This is a genomic window from Pedobacter albus, from assembly GCF_036324255.1.
Taxonomy (GTDB): Bacteria; Bacteroidota; Bacteroidia; order Sphingobacteriales; family Sphingobacteriaceae; genus Pedobacter; species Pedobacter albus.
Map to the genome: position 1 here is coordinate 145,266 of NZ_JAZDQT010000002.1, position 15,617 is coordinate 160,882.

Sequence of the window (15,617 nt, forward strand, 5' to 3'; positions counted from 1 at the left end):
GGATACATTAATTCCAATCTAAAATCGTAATCCTAAAATCCAAAATGACTATGCCCATGCCACAAAAGACCTTAATTGTTGTAGTAGGGCCAACCGCCATCGGGAAAACCGCCTTGGCCATTCAATTGGCCAAGCACTACCATACCGAAATCATTTCGGCCGATTCGCGCCAGTTTTTTAAGGAAATGTATATCGGCACGGCCAAACCTGCTGTTGAGGAACTGGCCGAAGCACCCCATCATTTTATCGATTCGCATTCGGTAAGTACGCTTTTCAGCACCGGCGATTTTGAAGTAGAAGCGCTTCACTTGATGGAGGAACTTTTCCAAAAACACGATCAGCTTATTATGGTTGGAGGTTCTGGCCTATACATTGATGCGATTTGCAAGGGCTTGGACGAAATGCCGGAAATTGATTTGGCTATTCGCGAACAGTTGAACCAGCAATTTGCCAACGAAGGTATTGAGCCCATCAGGAAGCAATTGCAGCAACTCGACCCCGAATATTATGAAAAGGTAGACCAATCGAACCCGCAACGCATGATCAGAGGCTTGGAAGTGGTGCTTTCTACCGGAAAAAAACTCAGTTCGATGCTCACCGCTACCAAAAAACAAAGACCTTTCAACATCGTTAAAATAGGGTTAAATACCGATAGGGCCTTGCTTTACGAACGCATCAACCACCGCGTTGATTTGATGATGCAGGCAGGCTTGCTGGAGGAAGTAAAAGGTCTGACTTCCTATCGCCAGTACAATGCCCTCAATACGGTTGGCTATTCGGAGCTGTTCGACTACTTGGATGGCAAAGCAAGTTTAGAACAAGCTGTGGCCATGATCAAGCAAAACACGCGCAGGTTTGCCAAACGCCAGCTTACCTGGTTTAGGCGCGATGAAGAAACGGAATGGTTTGAACCAAACGAAACCGAAAAAATAATTTCTTTTTTAGAAGGGAAAATCGGCTAATCGGAAAATACACCAATTAGCCAATCTGATTAAGCCTGTGCGGTTGGTCCGCCAAAGTTCATTGGAAAGCCCGGAGGCTCTTCTTGGGTTTTGATACGGCCGTTAATGGCTTCAAATTTCTCAACGTTATCTTGCATGGCCTGTAAAAGCCTTTTGGTATGCTCTGGGGTAAGGATAATCCTCGATTTTACTTTGGCCTTTGGCACACCCGGCATTACGCGGATAAAATCCAATACAAACTCGGTATTAGAATGGGTAATAATGGCCAGGTTAGAAAAAATACCTTCTGCAATTTCTTCAGAAAGCTCTATGTTCAGTTGATTTTCGTTTTGTTGCTCTTCCATAAAACAAAGCTAATAGTTTGCACGAGCTTACAAACAATTATTTTAACAATTGGATAAACGATTTACTGAACCAAAACGCAATGAGTATTTTTCGCCAGTTGGCTTACTCCATGCGTTGGTGAAGAACACCAACTGTTGCCTATACAATTGGATGAACGATTTACTGAACCAAAACGCAATGGGTATTTTTCGCCAGTTAGCTTACTCCATGCGTTGGTGAAGAACACCAACTGTTGCCTATACAATTGGATGAACGATTTACCGAGCCAAAGCACTATGGGTATTTTTCGCCAGCTGACTTACTCCATGCGTTGGTGAAGAACACCAACTGTTGCCTATACAATTGGATGAACGATTTACTGAGCCATGCACATGTTGGTATTTCTCGCCAGTTAATTTACAAAGCCCTTGTTGGTGTTCTTCACCAACAAGCCTAGCTCAGATAAAACTAGGTAAAGAATACCACCCACAATCTTCAAATGGTCCAAAATCGAGTTAGGGCTTGAGTAGCATTAACTTTTCAAGCCCTTGCTAGTGTTCTCCGCCAACAAGCTTATCTTACCTAAGATTTGAAATTGAATCAAGGCTCGTAGTAGTATTTAACTTTCGATGTTACCTTTCCTGCAGTTGAAAAGGTTGCTGTTGTAGGATAGCCTAAAGCATTGTAAGTTCTGTCGATTGTAGAAGTACTGGTAGAACCATCTGGGTTGATGGTCGTTTCACCCAAAGAATTATTCTTGCATTTGGCCCATACAAATCCAATGATTTCCAAAACATCGGCACGATCATACAATGGATTTCGTTTATTATCGTAAAGAGGATTTTTGTAGCTGTAAGTGCGCAGCCCATTTTCAGTGATGTTCCACTCGGTCATGTTGTCGCCGCTCCATACACCTTCATAGGTTCTCGAGTTACGGACCCACTTGGTACGTCTGTTGTTGCTATCGTACTCAAAAGTATTGATGGTCGTTACCACGTTTGGCGAGTTGGGGTATTTCATGACTTCGGTTTGCTTGACTGGTCTCCCCTTCCCATCGTACTCAAAGCTGGATATTGAGGTAAGATTGTCAAAGTTGTATGCCTTAGCTATACCCGATAGTTTGCCATTGGCATCGTAAGTCAATACAAATCGGCCATCGCCGCCTACTATAGTACTTATTTGGCTGTTCTGGTTATAAGTAAACTCCCATAGTGCTGTTTCTGCGCCGGTAGTCAGGTCTACATTCACGATCTTGGTTAATTTTTGATCGCCCTGCTGCTCGGGCTTCGGGTCTTTTTTGCTACAGGAAATCAAGGTCAACAACAAAAGAAAAGGCAGGAGCTTAATATATAAGAGGCGCATAATTGATTGGGTTTTGGGACGAATATAGCAAAAACCTTGTGTTTAAACCGGTCATTAAACAAAAAAGTCCCTCCGGTTGGGGAGGGACTTTTTAAATCAAATATGCGAATTGATTAAGCTTCTACTTCTTCTTGTTTCGAAGCCAACAATTTATCGTATTCTTCTTGCGAACCTACAATGATACGCTCGTAGCCACGTACGCCAGTACCTGAAGGGATCAAGTGACCAACAATTACGTTTTCTTTCAAGCCTAGCATGTTATCGCGTTTACCTGCAATAGCTGCTTCGTTCAACACTTTAGTAGTTTCCTGGAACGATGCGGCAGAGATAAACGATTTGGTTCCCAACGATGCACGGGTAATACCTTGCAGGATCGAACTTGCGGTTGCCGGTTTGGCATCGCGCACTTCAACTTGTTTCATGTCTTTACGTTTCAGCTGAGAGTTCTCGTCTCTTAATTTACGTAACGAAATGATCTGACCTGGTTTTACTGCAGTCGATTCGCCGGCGTCTACTACTACTTTTTTGTCGTAGATTTCGTCGTTTTCTTCCATGAAGTCCCAACGGTCTACCGAGTCGTTTTCTAAGAAACGGGTATCTCCTGGATCTTCAATGTGAACTTTCTGCATCATTTGGTGTACGATAACCTCAAAGTGCTTATCGTTGATTTTCACACCTTGCAAACGGTAAACCTCTTGAATACCATTTACCAGGTATTCTTGTACCGCTGCCGGTCCTTTGATGGCTAAAATATCAGCTGGAGAGATCGATCCGTCAGATAATGGCATACCTGCTTTCACAAAGTCGTTGTCCTGTACCAAAATGTGTTTTGATAGTGGAACAAGATATTTTTTAACTTCTCCGTCTTTCGATTCGATGGTAATCTCACGGTTACCACGTTTTACGCCACCTAGGGTTACCACACCATCAATCTCGGTTACTACCGCAGGGTTAGATGGGTTACGTGCTTCGAACAACTCGGTTACACGTGGCAAACCACCCGTAATATCTCGGGTTTTACCAGTAGCACGAGGGATTTTAGCCAAGGTTTGACCTGGTTGGATTCCTTCGCCTTCGTCAACCGCAATGTGTGCACCTACCGGAATGTTGTAAGCTCTTACCAAATCGCCTTTTTTGTCAACCACGCGGATTGAAGGGTTTTTGGTTTTATCGCGGGTATCGATAATTACTTTCTCGCGGTGACCGGTTTGCTCGTCAGACTCTTCGCGGAAGGTTACCCCCTCAACGATGGCTTCGAACTCGATCTTACCTGCAAATTCAGAGATAATTACCGCGTTATATGGATCCCATGAGCAGATCTTGTCGCCTTTAGCGATGGTATCGCCTTCTTTTACGTACAAGAATGCACCGTAAGGGATGTTATTGCTTACGATTACTTTATTGGTACCTGGCTCTACGATTTTGAACTCGCCTGAACGACCCAATACGATATCGATTTTGCCATCTTCTGTTACCGTTTCTACCGTACGTAGGTTCTCGAACTCGATTACGCCGTCAAATTTGGCATTAAGTTGAGATTCGGCCGCAATGTTAGATGCGGTACCACCCACGTGGAAGGTACGAAGTGTTAACTGTGTACCCGGCTCACCGATTGACTGTGCGGCAATTACACCTACAGCTTCACCAGTTTGAACACGTTTACCAGAGGCCAAGTTACGGCCGTAGCAAAGGGCACAAACACCACGTTTGTTTTCGCAGGTCAATACCGAACGGATTTCGATGCCTTCTAACGGAGACTCTTCGATTGCTTTCGCAACATCTTCGTTGATATCTTCGCCAGCACCAACCAATAACTCGCCGTTTAGCGGGTTAAATACGTCGTGCAGTGAAGTACGGCCCAAAATTCTTTCGTATAGTGGCTCCACGATATCCTCGTTGTCTTTCAAGGCTGTAGTGTACATACCTCTCAACGTACCGCAGTCAACTGCGTTAACGATCATATCTTGGGCAACATCGTGCAAACGACGGGTCAAGTAACCAGCATCGGCCGTTTTCAAGGCCGTATCCGCCAAACCTTTACGGGCACCGTGGGTAGAGATAAAGTACTCTAATACCGACAAGCCTTCTTTAAAGTTCGATAGGATCGGGTTCTCGATAATCTCGCCGCCTGAACCTGATTTTTGAGGTTTCGCCATCAAGCCCCTCATCCCTGCCAACTGACGGATCTGCTCTTTAGAACCACGGGCTCCAGAGTCAAGCATCATGTAAACAGAGTTGAAACCTTGGTTATCGTTGGCCAACTGCGTCATTACAAACGTAGTTAAACGGTTGTTGATACGGGTCCAGATATCGATAATTTGGTTGTAACGCTCGTTGTTGGTAATGAAACCCATGTTATAGTTGTTTCTTACCTCTTCAACCTCAGAAGCGGCTTGCTCCAATAGGGCATGTTTCTCTACAGGAATGTTTACGTCTTGTAAGTTGAACGATAAACCTCCTCTAAATGCCATTTGGAAACCTAGTTCTTTGATATCATCCAAGAACCTGGCCGAACGGGCCATACCAGTCATTTTTACTACCTCACCAATGATATCCCTTAAAGATTTCTTGGTCAATAGTTCGTTGATATAGCCTACTTCTTCTGGTACCAATTGGTTAAACAATACTCTACCAACAGTAGTTTCTGTTAATTTGTTAACGATAGTGCCATCCTCTTGTTTTACGTTCACTTTTACCTTGATAAAAGCGTGCAAATCAACTTTTTTCTCGTTGTAGGCAATGATTACCTCTTCTGGAGAATAGAATGACGAATCTTGACCTTTCACTACGCGAGTAGCATCGGTTCTACGGCCTTTAGTAATGTAATAAAGGCCCAAAACCATGTCTTGCGAAGGTACCGTAATCGGTGTACCGTTTGCAGGGTTCAAGATGTTGTGCGCAGCTAGCATCAGTACTTGGGCTTCCAAAATTGCAGCATTACCCAACGGTAAGTGAACTGCCATCTGGTCACCGTCAAAATCCGCGTTGAAGGCGGTACATACTAAGGGGTGCAATTGGATCGCTTTACCTTCAACCAATTTAGGCTGGAAAGATTGGATACCCAATCTGTGCAACGTAGGTGCACGGTTAAGCAATACAGGGTGTCCTTTCAATACGTTTTCGAGGATATCCCATACCAATGGATCTTTTCTATCTACGATTTTCTTGGCTGATTTTACTGTTTTAACCACACCTCTTTCAATCATCTTGCGAATGATGAACGGTTTGAATAATTCAGCGGCCATATCTTTTGGCAAACCGCATTCGTGCAATTTAAGGTTTGGACCTACAACAATTACCGAACGGGCAGAGTAATCTACACGTTTACCCAATAAGTTCTGACGGAAACGACCTTGTTTACCTTTCAGGATATCTGAAAGTGATTTCAAGGCACGGTTACCTTCGGTTTTAACCGCATTTACCTTACGCGAGTTATCGAACAACGAATCTACAGCTTCCTGCAACATACGTTTTTCGTTACGCAAGATTACCTCAGGTGCTTTGATCTCGATCAAACGTTTTAAACGGTTGTTACGGATAATTACACGACGATACAAATCGTTCAAATCTGAAGTAGCGAAACGGCCGCCTTCTAGAGGCACCAACGGACGCAACTCTGGCGGAATAACCGGAACGATCTTGATGATCATCCACTCTGGGTTGTTCTCGATACGGGTTTGCGAACCACGGAAAGCTTCTACAACTTGAAGACGTTTTAAAGCCTCGTTTTTACGTTGCTGAGAAGTTTCGTTGGCTGCTTGGTGACGCAAATCGTAAGACAAAGTGTCTAAGTCAATACGTTTCAATAAATCTTCTAATGCTTCGGCACCCATTTTGGCAACGAATTTATTAGGGTCTTTATCGTCAAGGTATTGGTTTTCTTTAGGCAACTTGTCTAAGATGTCCAAATACTCTTCTTCGGTTAGGAAATCCATGTACTGGATGCCTTGCTCAGCCATTAAACCTGCTTGGATTACTACATAACGTTCGTAGTAAATGATCAAGTCCAGTCTTTTGGTTGGCAAACCTAAAAGGTATCCGATTTTGTTAGGCAACGAACGGAAATACCAGATGTGCGCTACAGGAACCACCAAGTTGATGTGCCCCATACGCTCTCTACGTACTTTTTTCTCGGTTACCTCAACGCCGCAACGGTCGCAAACAATACCTTTATAACGGATACGTTTGTACTTGCCGCAGTGGCATTCGTAATCTTTTACCGGACCAAAAATACGCTCGCAGAACAAACCATCGCGTTCGGGTTTGTAGGTACGGTAGTTGATGGTCTCAGGTTTTAACACCTCGCCGCTTGAACGCTCCAAGATATTCTCAGGCGATGCCAAGCTAATGGTAATCGAGGTGAAATTGCTTTTTAATTTATTATCCTTTTTGTAAGACATACTTCTTTAAGGTTAAAGGAAGAAGGCGGAAGGTGGAAGGCTTGGGGATATACCCTAAACCTTCTACCTTTTAACCTTCTACCTTAGTTAATCTAACGTAATATCCAAACCTAAGCCGCGAAGCTCGTGTACCAATACGTTGAACGATTCTGGTACGCCAGGGGTTGGTAGGTTTTCGCCTTTAACAATGGCTTCGTAGGTTTTGGCCCTTCCAATTACATCATCCGACTTCACAGTCAGGATTTCTTGAAGGATATTAGCGGCACCGAATGCCTCTAGTGCCCAAACCTCCATCTCACCAAAACGCTGACCACCGAACTGGGCTTTACCACCCAAAGGCTGTTGCGTAATCAATGAGTATGGTCCGATAGAACGTGCGTGCATCTTATCGTCAACCATGTGACCCAGTTTCAGCATATAGATGATACCTACTGTAGTCGGCTGATCGAATTTCTCGCCAGTTAAACCATTGTTCAAGTAAGTTCTACCCGAAGCCGGGATGCCTGCTTTGGCAATCCAGTCTTCTACCTCGTCGTGCTTGGCACCATCAAAGATCGGGGTCGCAAATTTAACGCCCAATTCTTTACCGGCCCATGCCAATACGGTTTCGTAGATCTGGCCCAAGTTCATACGTGAAGGTACACCCAGTGGGTTCAACACGATATCAACCGGTGTTCCGTCGTCTAAGAATGGCATATCCTCGTCGCGTACGATACGGGCTACAATACCCTTGTTACCGTGACGGCCCGCCATCTTATCACCTACTTTTAATTTACGTTTTTTAGCTACATAAACTTTCGCCATTTGTACAATTCCCGAAGGCAACTCGTCGCCCACGCTTACTGCAAATTTATCGCGTTTATAAGCACCTAATTCTTCGTTTACGCGGATACCGTAGTTATGCAACAACATTTTGATCTGGTCATTTTTGTCGTCATCAGTAGTCCATTTGTATGGATTGATGTGCGCATACTCTAGGTCGGCCAAAATCTTTTGGGTAAACTTAGCGCCTTTAGCTACCAATAGTTCTTTGTATACGTTAAATACACCTTGCGATGTTTTGCCGTTTACAATTTGGAACAACTTGTCAACTAACTCGTTTTTAAGGTTCTCTACAGCTAAATTGTATTTCTTATCTAGTTTCTCAATGGCTGATTTTTCCTCTGCTTTAGTAGTTTTCTTAGCTCTTGAGAACAATTTGGTATCAATAACCACACCTTTGATTGAAGGTGGAGTTTTTAGCGAAGCATCTTTCACGTCGCCGGCTTTATCGCCGAAAATGGCACGAAGCAATTTCTCTTCCGGTGAAGGATCAGACTCTCCTTTTGGCGTAATTTTACCAATCAGGATATCGCCTTCTTTTACTTCGGCACCGATACGGATGATACCGTTTTCGTCTAGATCTTTGGTCGCTTCTTCCGATACGTTAGGGATATCCGGTGTCAATTCCTCTTCTCCACGTTTGGTATCGCGTACCTCCAATTCAAACTCTTCGATATGCAATGAGGTAAAGATATCATCTCTAACAATACGCTCGTTGATTACGATCGCATCCTCAAAGTTATATCCTTGCCAAGGCATGAAAGCTACTTTCAAGTTTCTTCCCAATGCCAATTCGCCGTTTTCGGTGGCATAACCCTCGCAAAGCACTTGACCTTTGGTTACTTTTTGGCCTTTTTTAACAATCGGCTTCAAGTTGATACAAGTATTTTGGTTGGTTTTTTTGAATTTGGTCAGTTTATATGTTTTGCTGTCGCCTTCAAATGAAACCAAACGATCTGACTCGTTTCTTACATATTTGATGGTGATTTCGTTGGCATCTACATATTCAACCACGCCGTCGCCTTCTGCATTGATCAGGGTTCTCGAGTCGCGGGCTACGCGGCCTTCCAATCCTGTACCTACAATTGGCGCTTCAGGACGCAACAATGGCACCGCTTGGCGCTGCATGTTCGATCCCATCAAAGCCCTGTTCGCATCATCGTGCTCCAAGAAAGGAATCAACGAAGCGGCGATAGAGGTAATCTGGTTTGGCGCAATATCCATCAAGTCTAATTTCTCAGGCTCGATAATCGGGAAATCACCTTCGTAACGGGCTTTAACGCGAGGGGTGGTAAAGTTACCTTTATCATCGTACTCGGCATTGGCCTGTGCAATGGTTTTTCCGTCTTCGTCTTCTGCCGACAGGTAAATTACATCCTCGTCAACCGCTACCACACCTTCGACTACTTTTTTGTAAGGCGTTTCGATGAAGCCCAAGTTGTTGATTTTAGCGTGAACACACAAAGAAGAAATCAAACCGATGTTTGGTCCCTCTGGTGTTTCAATGGTACACAAACGACCATAGTGGGTGTAGTGAACGTCACGAACCTCGAAACCTGCACGCTCACGTGACAGACCGCCTGGACCTAAGGCTGAAAGACGACGTTTGTGCGTAATCTCTGCCAAAGGATTGGTTTGGTCCATGAACTGCGATAGCTGGTTGGTACCAAAGAATGAATTGATAACCGACGATAAAGTACGGGCATTAATCAAATCTGTTGGCGTAAACACCTCGTTGTCGCGGATGTTCATACGCTCGCGGATCGTTCTGGCCATACGGGCTAAACCTACGCCGAATTGTGCGTATAACTGCTCACCTACGGTACGTACACGACGGTTAGACAAGTGATCGATATCATCCACCTCTTCTTTAGAGTTGATTAATTTGATCAAATACTTAACAATCGCAATGATGTCGTCTTTGGTTAATACCTTAACGTCATCAGGGGTATCCATTTTCAACTTGCGGTTGATGCGGTATCTACCTACATCGCCCAAGTCGTAACGTTTATCCGAGAAGAACAAACGCTCGATGATACCTCTTGCCGTTTCCTCATCAGGTGGTTCTGCGTTACGCAAAGCACGGTAGATGTTCTCCACAGCCTCTTTTTCAGAGTTCGAAGTATCTTTTTGTAATGTGTTATATATAATGGTATAATCGGCTTGAGAGGCACCATCGTCTTTCGACAAGATAATGGTTTTTACGCCTGCATCAATGATCATATCGATATGGTCGTCTTCTAAAACGGTATCCCTGTCTAAGATCACTTCGTTACGGTCAATCGAAACCACCTCACCTGTATCCTCGTCTACGAAATCTTCAACCCATTTTCTCAAAACCCTTGCAGCCAATTTACGGCCGATAAATTTCTTCAAGCCAGATTTGCTAACTTTTACTTCGTCAGCCAAATCGAAAAGCTCCAAGATGTCTTTATCCGAATCGTAACCGATGGCGCGCAACAAGGTGGTAACCGGGAACTTTTTCTTACGGTCGATGTAGGCGTACATAACGTTGTTAACGTCTGTAGCGAACTCGATCCAAGAACCTTTGAAAGGAATCACACGGGCAGAGTACAACTTGGTACCGTTGGTGTGGCGGCTTTGGCCGAAGAACACACCTGGCGACCTATGGAGCTGAGATACGATAACGCGCTCGGCACCATTGATCACGAAAGTACCTTTGGGAGTCATGTAAGGAATGGTTCCCAGGTATACGTCCTGAATGATGGTTTCAAAATCCTCGTGTTCTGCATCGTTACAAGAAAGCTTCAGCTTTGCTTTCAACGGAACACTGTAAGTTAACCCACGGTCTATACATTCTGGAATGTCATAGCGTGGCGGGTCAATAAAATAATCTAAGAATTCAAGAACAAAGATGTTCCTTGAATCTGTAATCGGGAAATTCTCAGCGAATACCTTAAACAAGCCTTCGGTATGACGGTTGTCTGAAGTAGTTTCGATCTGAAAAAATTCTTTAAATGATTGCAACTGCACATCCAGAAAATCTGGATAATCTATGATATGCTTACTACGTGCAAAATTTACTCTTTGGTCGACTTTATTTGCCAAGGGACTAAATTTAATTTAGTTTAAGAATAAACTATTAGTTTGGTTTGCTTTCGGGAACACATGCACCAACCAAACAAGATGCCATGTTCATAAACAGGAATAGACTCCGACTTAATAGTCGGAGTCTTTTCTTAAAGGTTTATTGAAATTAAGTGATTACTTAATCTCAACTGTAGCTCCAGCTTCTTCTAATTGTTTTTTCAAAGCTTCAGCCTCGTCTTTAGCAACACCAGCTTTCAATTCTTTTGGTGCACCGTCAACTAGGTCTTTAGCTTCTTTCAAGCCTAGGCCAGTTAAGTCTTTTACCAATTTAACAACTGCTAATTTTTGACCACCAGCATCTTTCAAGATTACATCAAATGATGTTTTTTCTTCAGCTGCAGGAGCATCAGAACCACCAGCCGCAGGACCAGCAATAGCTACTGCTGCTGCTGCAGGCTCAATACCATACTCGTCTTTCAAGATTTGAGCTAACTCATTAACTTCTTTAACTGTTAAGTTTACTAATTGCTCAGCAAACGCTTTTAAATCTGCCATTTTATAGATTTTTAAAAATTTTACTTAATAATTTTAATTTATAACGATTTTCTAAAGGATTTCGTTAACCTTCTCTTTCTTGTAGTGTTTTAACTATACCTGCAAGTTTGCCTCCGCTCGATTTCAATGCCGAGATTACGTTTTTAGCTGGTGACTGCAATAGACCAACGATATCTCCGATCAATTCTTCTCTCGACTTGATGGTGATTAGTGAATCTAATTGGTTGTCGCCAACATAAATCGCCGACTCGATATAAGCTGCTTTAAGCACTGGCTTGTCAGATGTTTTTCTCAAGGCTTTGATCAGCTTGGCTGGACCATTACCTACTTTTGAGAACAACAAGGCCGACTGGCCTTTTAATGCTGGGAATATCTCAGATGCATCGCCTTCCAATCCTTCGATCGCAATTTTGATCAAAGTATTTTTGGCAACTTTCATTTCGATACCGTTCTCGAAACATTTGCGACGGATGTTATTTACATTTTCAACAGATAAGCTTGAGGTATCAGCAATGTAAAAATTGCCAAACTCCTGCATTTTCTCTTGAAGAGCTAAAACTACTTCTTGTTTTTCTTCTCTGTTCATAATTAGATCCCCGCTACTGATTTAGTTTCGATTGCAATTCCAGGACTCATTGTAGAAGACACGTGAATGCTTTTAAAATAAGTTCCTTTTGCAGCAGAAGGCTTTAATTTTGAAATGGTTTGAAGTACTTCTAACGCATTTTCATATATTTTCTCTGCTGAGAATGATACTTTTCCTATCGAAGCATGGATGATACCAGTTTTGTCAACTTTAAAATCAATCTTACCGCCTTTTACATCAGTAACAGCTTTACCAACTTCGTTGGTTACTGTACCTGACTTAGGGTTTGGCATAAGGTTACGTGGACCTAAAACACGGCCCAGTTTACCTACTTTTGCCATACAAGCAGGAGTAGTGATAATAATGTCAACATCTGTCCAACCACCTTCAATCTTGGCCACATATTCGTCTAATCCTACGAAATCCGCGCCTGCTGCTTTAGCCTCTTCTTCCTTGTCAGGAGTACAAAGCACCAAAACACGTACAGTTTTACCTGTACCGTGAGGTAAAGTAGCAATACCACGTACCATTTGATTGGCTTTACGTGGATCAACGCCTAAACTCACATCGATATCAACCGATGCATCGAATTTAGTCATTGTGATCTCCTTTACCAAAGCAGCTGCATCCTGTAAAGAATACACTTTGCCGGCTTCTAGTTTAGCGTGTGCCTTTTTTTGATTTTTTGTTAACTTAGCCACTGTTGTAAACTGTTTTTGGTTAATTAATTAGACCAGGGTGCGTCACCGCTAACGGTGATTCCCATACTGCGTGCTGTACCCGCTACCATCTTCATAGCAGATTCGATAGTGAAAGCGTTTAAATCGCTCATCTTCTCTTCAGCAATTGTCTTAACTTGATCCCAAGTCACCGAACCAACTTTTTTACGGTTGGGCTCAGCAGAACCGCTCTGTAATTTGGTAGCTTCCAATAACTGGATTGCAACCGGAGGGGTTTTGATGATGAATTCGAACGACTTGTCAGCATATACAGTAATTACAACTGGTAATACTTTACCTGGCTTATCTTGGGTACGAGCGTTGAATTGCTTGCAAAATTCCATGATATTAACACCTTTAGCACCTAATGCAGGTCCTACCGGTGGTGATGGATTTGCCGCTCCGCCTTTGATTTGTAATTTAACAAGTGCACCGACTTCTTTTGCCATTTTCTGATTTGTTAATTGTAATACTCAATGTTAAATATTGGAAGCATGTAACATTTAAGATTTTTATAAAGACGTTTGGCGTTAAGCGATAAGCGTTAATTTAAACGCCGTACGCAAAACGCTTACGCTATTATTCTTTTTCTACCTGCATATAGTTAAGCTCCAACGGCGTTTTACGACCGAAGATCTTAACCATTACTTTTAGTTTCTTCTTCTCTTCGTTAACCTCTTCGATAACCCCGGTAAAACCGTTGAATGGGCCATCCATTACTTTAACGTTCTCGCCTACATAGTAAGCGATGTTCATGGTTTCGCCTTGCTGGCTCATTTCGTCAACCTTACCCAAGATACGGTTCACTTCTGCCTGGCGCATAGGAATAGGATTTCCGGCCTTGTCGCCCAAAAATCCGATTACGCTATTGATACCTTTTATAATATGTTCCAACTCTCCATCCAAAACTGCCTCGATTAGTACATAGCCTGGGTAAAAGTTACGTTCTTTGGCAATTTTCTTTCCTTCTTTCATCTGGTAGTATTTCTCCATAGGGATCAATACCTGAGGTACCAAATGAGAAAAACCTAAACGGCTGATTTCAGAGTCGATATATTGTTTAACCTTCTTTTCCTTGCCACTTACCGCCCTAACTACATACCACTTTAGCTGATCGTTCATCTAGTGTCCTCTTAGTTTAATGAATTATAAAAAGTTTCTAATATATAGTTGGCACCTTTATCCATGCCGAAGATAACCACGGCAATAATAAGCGATGCTACCAAAACCAATACTGCAGAATTTTGCAATTCTCCCCAAGTAGGCCAAGTTACCTTCTGGGTCATTTCTTCGTATGATTCTTTAATAAATTGAACTACACCAGCCATATTATATCATTTTGGATGACTGAATTTTGAAGGTTGAATGGCATTATTCATTCATCTTACCATTCTTTATTCAATCATTATTTTGCACGGGAACAAGGATTCGAACCCTGATCAAAGGTTTTGGAGACCTCTATTCTACCATTGAACTATTCCCGTAGACACAATTAGCTAATCAGCGAATTTGCTAACTAGCTAATTGTTGTTTTGTTATGTTTATCCTTATTTAAGGATTTCGGTTACCTGACCAGCACCTACTGTTCTACCACCTTCACGGATAGCGAAACGTAGACCTTTTTCCATTGCGATAGCGTTGATCAATTTTACAGTGATCGTTACGTTATCACCTGGCATTACCATCTCAGTACCTTCAGCTAGTGAAATCTCACCAGTTACGTCTGTGGTACGGAAATAGAACTGAGGACGGTATTTGTTGAAGAATGGAGTGTGACGACCACCTTCAGCTTTAGACAATACATAGATCTCAGCTTTGAAATCGGTGTGAGGAGTTACTGAACCTGGTTTGCAGATTACCATACCACGACGGATATCAGTTTTCTCAATACCACGCAACAATAGACCTACGTTATCACCTGCTTCACCATAATCAAGGATCTTACGGAACATTTCCACACCTGTTACGGTTGATTTCAAGTTCTCAGCACCCATACCCAAAATCTCTACTGGATCACCAGAGTTGATTTGACCACGCTCGATACGGCCAGTTGCTACTGTACCACGACCAGTGATTGAGAATACGTCCTCAACTGGCATCAAGAATGGAAGGTCTGTCAAACGTGGAGGAATTGGAATGTAGCTATCTACAGCTGCCATTAATTCCATGATTTTGCCAACCCATTTAGGGTCGCCGTTCAAACCACCTAGAGCCGAACCTTGGATAACTGGAATGTCATCACCTGGGAACTCATAGAAAGATAATAGTTCACGAACTTCCATCTCAACAAGCTCCAACAATTCTGGATCGTCAACCATATCCACTTTGTTCATGAATACTACCAATGAAGGTACACCTACCTGACGAGCCAATAGGATGTGCTCGCGAGTTTGTGGCATCGGACCATCTGTAGCAGCAACCACGATAATCGCACCGTCCATCTGAGCAGCACCAGTAACCATGTTTTTCACGTAATCCGCGTGACCTGGACAGTCAACGTGTGCATAGTGACGGTTAGCAGTTGAATACTCAACGTGAGCAGTGTTGATAGTGATACCTCTTTCTTTTTCCTCTGGAGCAGAGTCAATCGAATCAAATGAACGTGCCTCAGATAAACCAGCATCAGATAACACTTTAGTGATAGCTGCTGTTAAGGTTGTTTTACCGTGGTCAACGTGACCGATAGTACCGATGTTTAAGTGCGGCTTACTGCGGTCAAACTTTTCTTTTGCCATTTTTTTATACTTATTAGTAGGTTAACTTTTTTTATTTATTTATTGCTTTGATACAATTTTCAACACAAAAAACCTTGTTTAATACTGCTCTTTTGAACAGC

At 42.8% G+C, this 15,617-nt stretch carries 12 protein-coding genes and 1 tRNA gene; 1 reads left to right on the forward strand and 12 read right to left on the reverse strand.

Annotated features, from left to right (window positions below):
- Positions 1 to 56: 56 nt before the first annotated feature.
- Entirely contained in the window at positions 57 to 962 is a 906-nt protein-coding gene (miaA, locus tag VRU48_RS10395; RefSeq protein WP_330107874.1) for a tRNA (adenosine(37)-N6)-dimethylallyltransferase MiaA, read from the forward strand.
- Positions 963 to 991: 29 nt separating this feature from the next.
- Here miaA and VRU48_RS10400 read toward each other — a convergent pair whose 3' ends face one another.
- From VRU48_RS10400 to tuf, 12 genes are all read right to left on the reverse strand, one after another.
- Positions 992 to 1,306 carry a DUF3467 domain-containing protein gene (locus tag VRU48_RS10400; protein WP_199139417.1) on the reverse strand — a complete coding sequence of 105 codons (315 nt, stop codon included), beginning with the start codon at positions 1,304 to 1,306 and terminating at the stop codon, positions 992 to 994.
- A 580-nt stretch (positions 1,307 to 1,886) separates the two neighbouring features.
- The gene (locus VRU48_RS10405; protein WP_330107875.1) at positions 1,887 to 2,648 is read right to left on the reverse strand and encodes a hypothetical protein; all 762 of its coding nucleotides are present in this window, start codon (positions 2,646 to 2,648) and stop codon (positions 1,887 to 1,889) included.
- Positions 2,649 to 2,761: 113 nt separating this feature from the next.
- Positions 2,762 to 7,048: a DNA-directed RNA polymerase subunit beta' gene (gene rpoC / locus VRU48_RS10410; protein WP_330107876.1), complete on the reverse strand. Its 4,287-nt coding sequence runs from the start codon at positions 7,046 to 7,048 to the stop codon at positions 2,762 to 2,764.
- A gap of 87 nt (positions 7,049 to 7,135) precedes the next feature.
- Positions 7,136 to 10,939, reverse strand: coding sequence for a DNA-directed RNA polymerase subunit beta (gene rpoB, locus VRU48_RS10415; RefSeq protein ID WP_330107877.1), 3,804 nt, complete (start codon positions 10,937 to 10,939; stop codon positions 7,136 to 7,138).
- Positions 10,940 to 11,095: 156 nt separating this feature from the next.
- A complete protein-coding gene (rplL, locus tag VRU48_RS10420) occupies positions 11,096 to 11,476 on the reverse strand; it encodes a 50S ribosomal protein L7/L12 (protein WP_199139409.1) in 381 nt (126 codons plus the stop codon).
- Positions 11,477 to 11,540: 64 nt separating this feature from the next.
- Positions 11,541 to 12,062, reverse strand: a complete 522-nt coding sequence (gene rplJ, locus VRU48_RS10425; RefSeq protein WP_199139407.1) for a 50S ribosomal protein L10 — start codon at positions 12,060 to 12,062, stop codon at positions 11,541 to 11,543.
- A gap of 2 nt (positions 12,063 to 12,064) precedes the next feature.
- A complete protein-coding gene (gene rplA / locus VRU48_RS10430; protein ID WP_330107878.1) occupies positions 12,065 to 12,763 on the reverse strand; it encodes a 50S ribosomal protein L1 in 699 nt (232 codons plus the stop codon).
- A gap of 23 nt (positions 12,764 to 12,786) precedes the next feature.
- Positions 12,787 to 13,230, reverse strand: coding sequence for a 50S ribosomal protein L11 (rplK, locus tag VRU48_RS10435; RefSeq protein ID WP_330107879.1), 444 nt, complete (start codon positions 13,228 to 13,230; stop codon positions 12,787 to 12,789).
- A gap of 130 nt (positions 13,231 to 13,360) precedes the next feature.
- Positions 13,361 to 13,903, reverse strand: a complete 543-nt coding sequence (gene nusG, locus VRU48_RS10440) for a transcription termination/antitermination protein NusG (RefSeq protein ID WP_330107880.1) — start codon at positions 13,901 to 13,903, stop codon at positions 13,361 to 13,363.
- An 11-nt stretch (positions 13,904 to 13,914) separates the two neighbouring features.
- A complete protein-coding gene (secE, locus tag VRU48_RS10445; protein ID WP_199141710.1) occupies positions 13,915 to 14,109 on the reverse strand; it encodes a preprotein translocase subunit SecE in 195 nt (64 codons plus the stop codon).
- Positions 14,110 to 14,194: 85 nt separating this feature from the next.
- Positions 14,195 to 14,265, reverse strand: a tRNA-Trp gene (locus VRU48_RS10450).
- 63 nt (positions 14,266 to 14,328) lie between these two features.
- On the reverse strand, positions 14,329 to 15,516 hold the full coding sequence (tuf, locus tag VRU48_RS10455) for an elongation factor Tu (RefSeq protein ID WP_199141709.1): 1,188 nt from the start codon (positions 15,514 to 15,516) through the stop codon (positions 14,329 to 14,331).
- Positions 15,517 to 15,617: the final 101 nt, after the last annotated feature.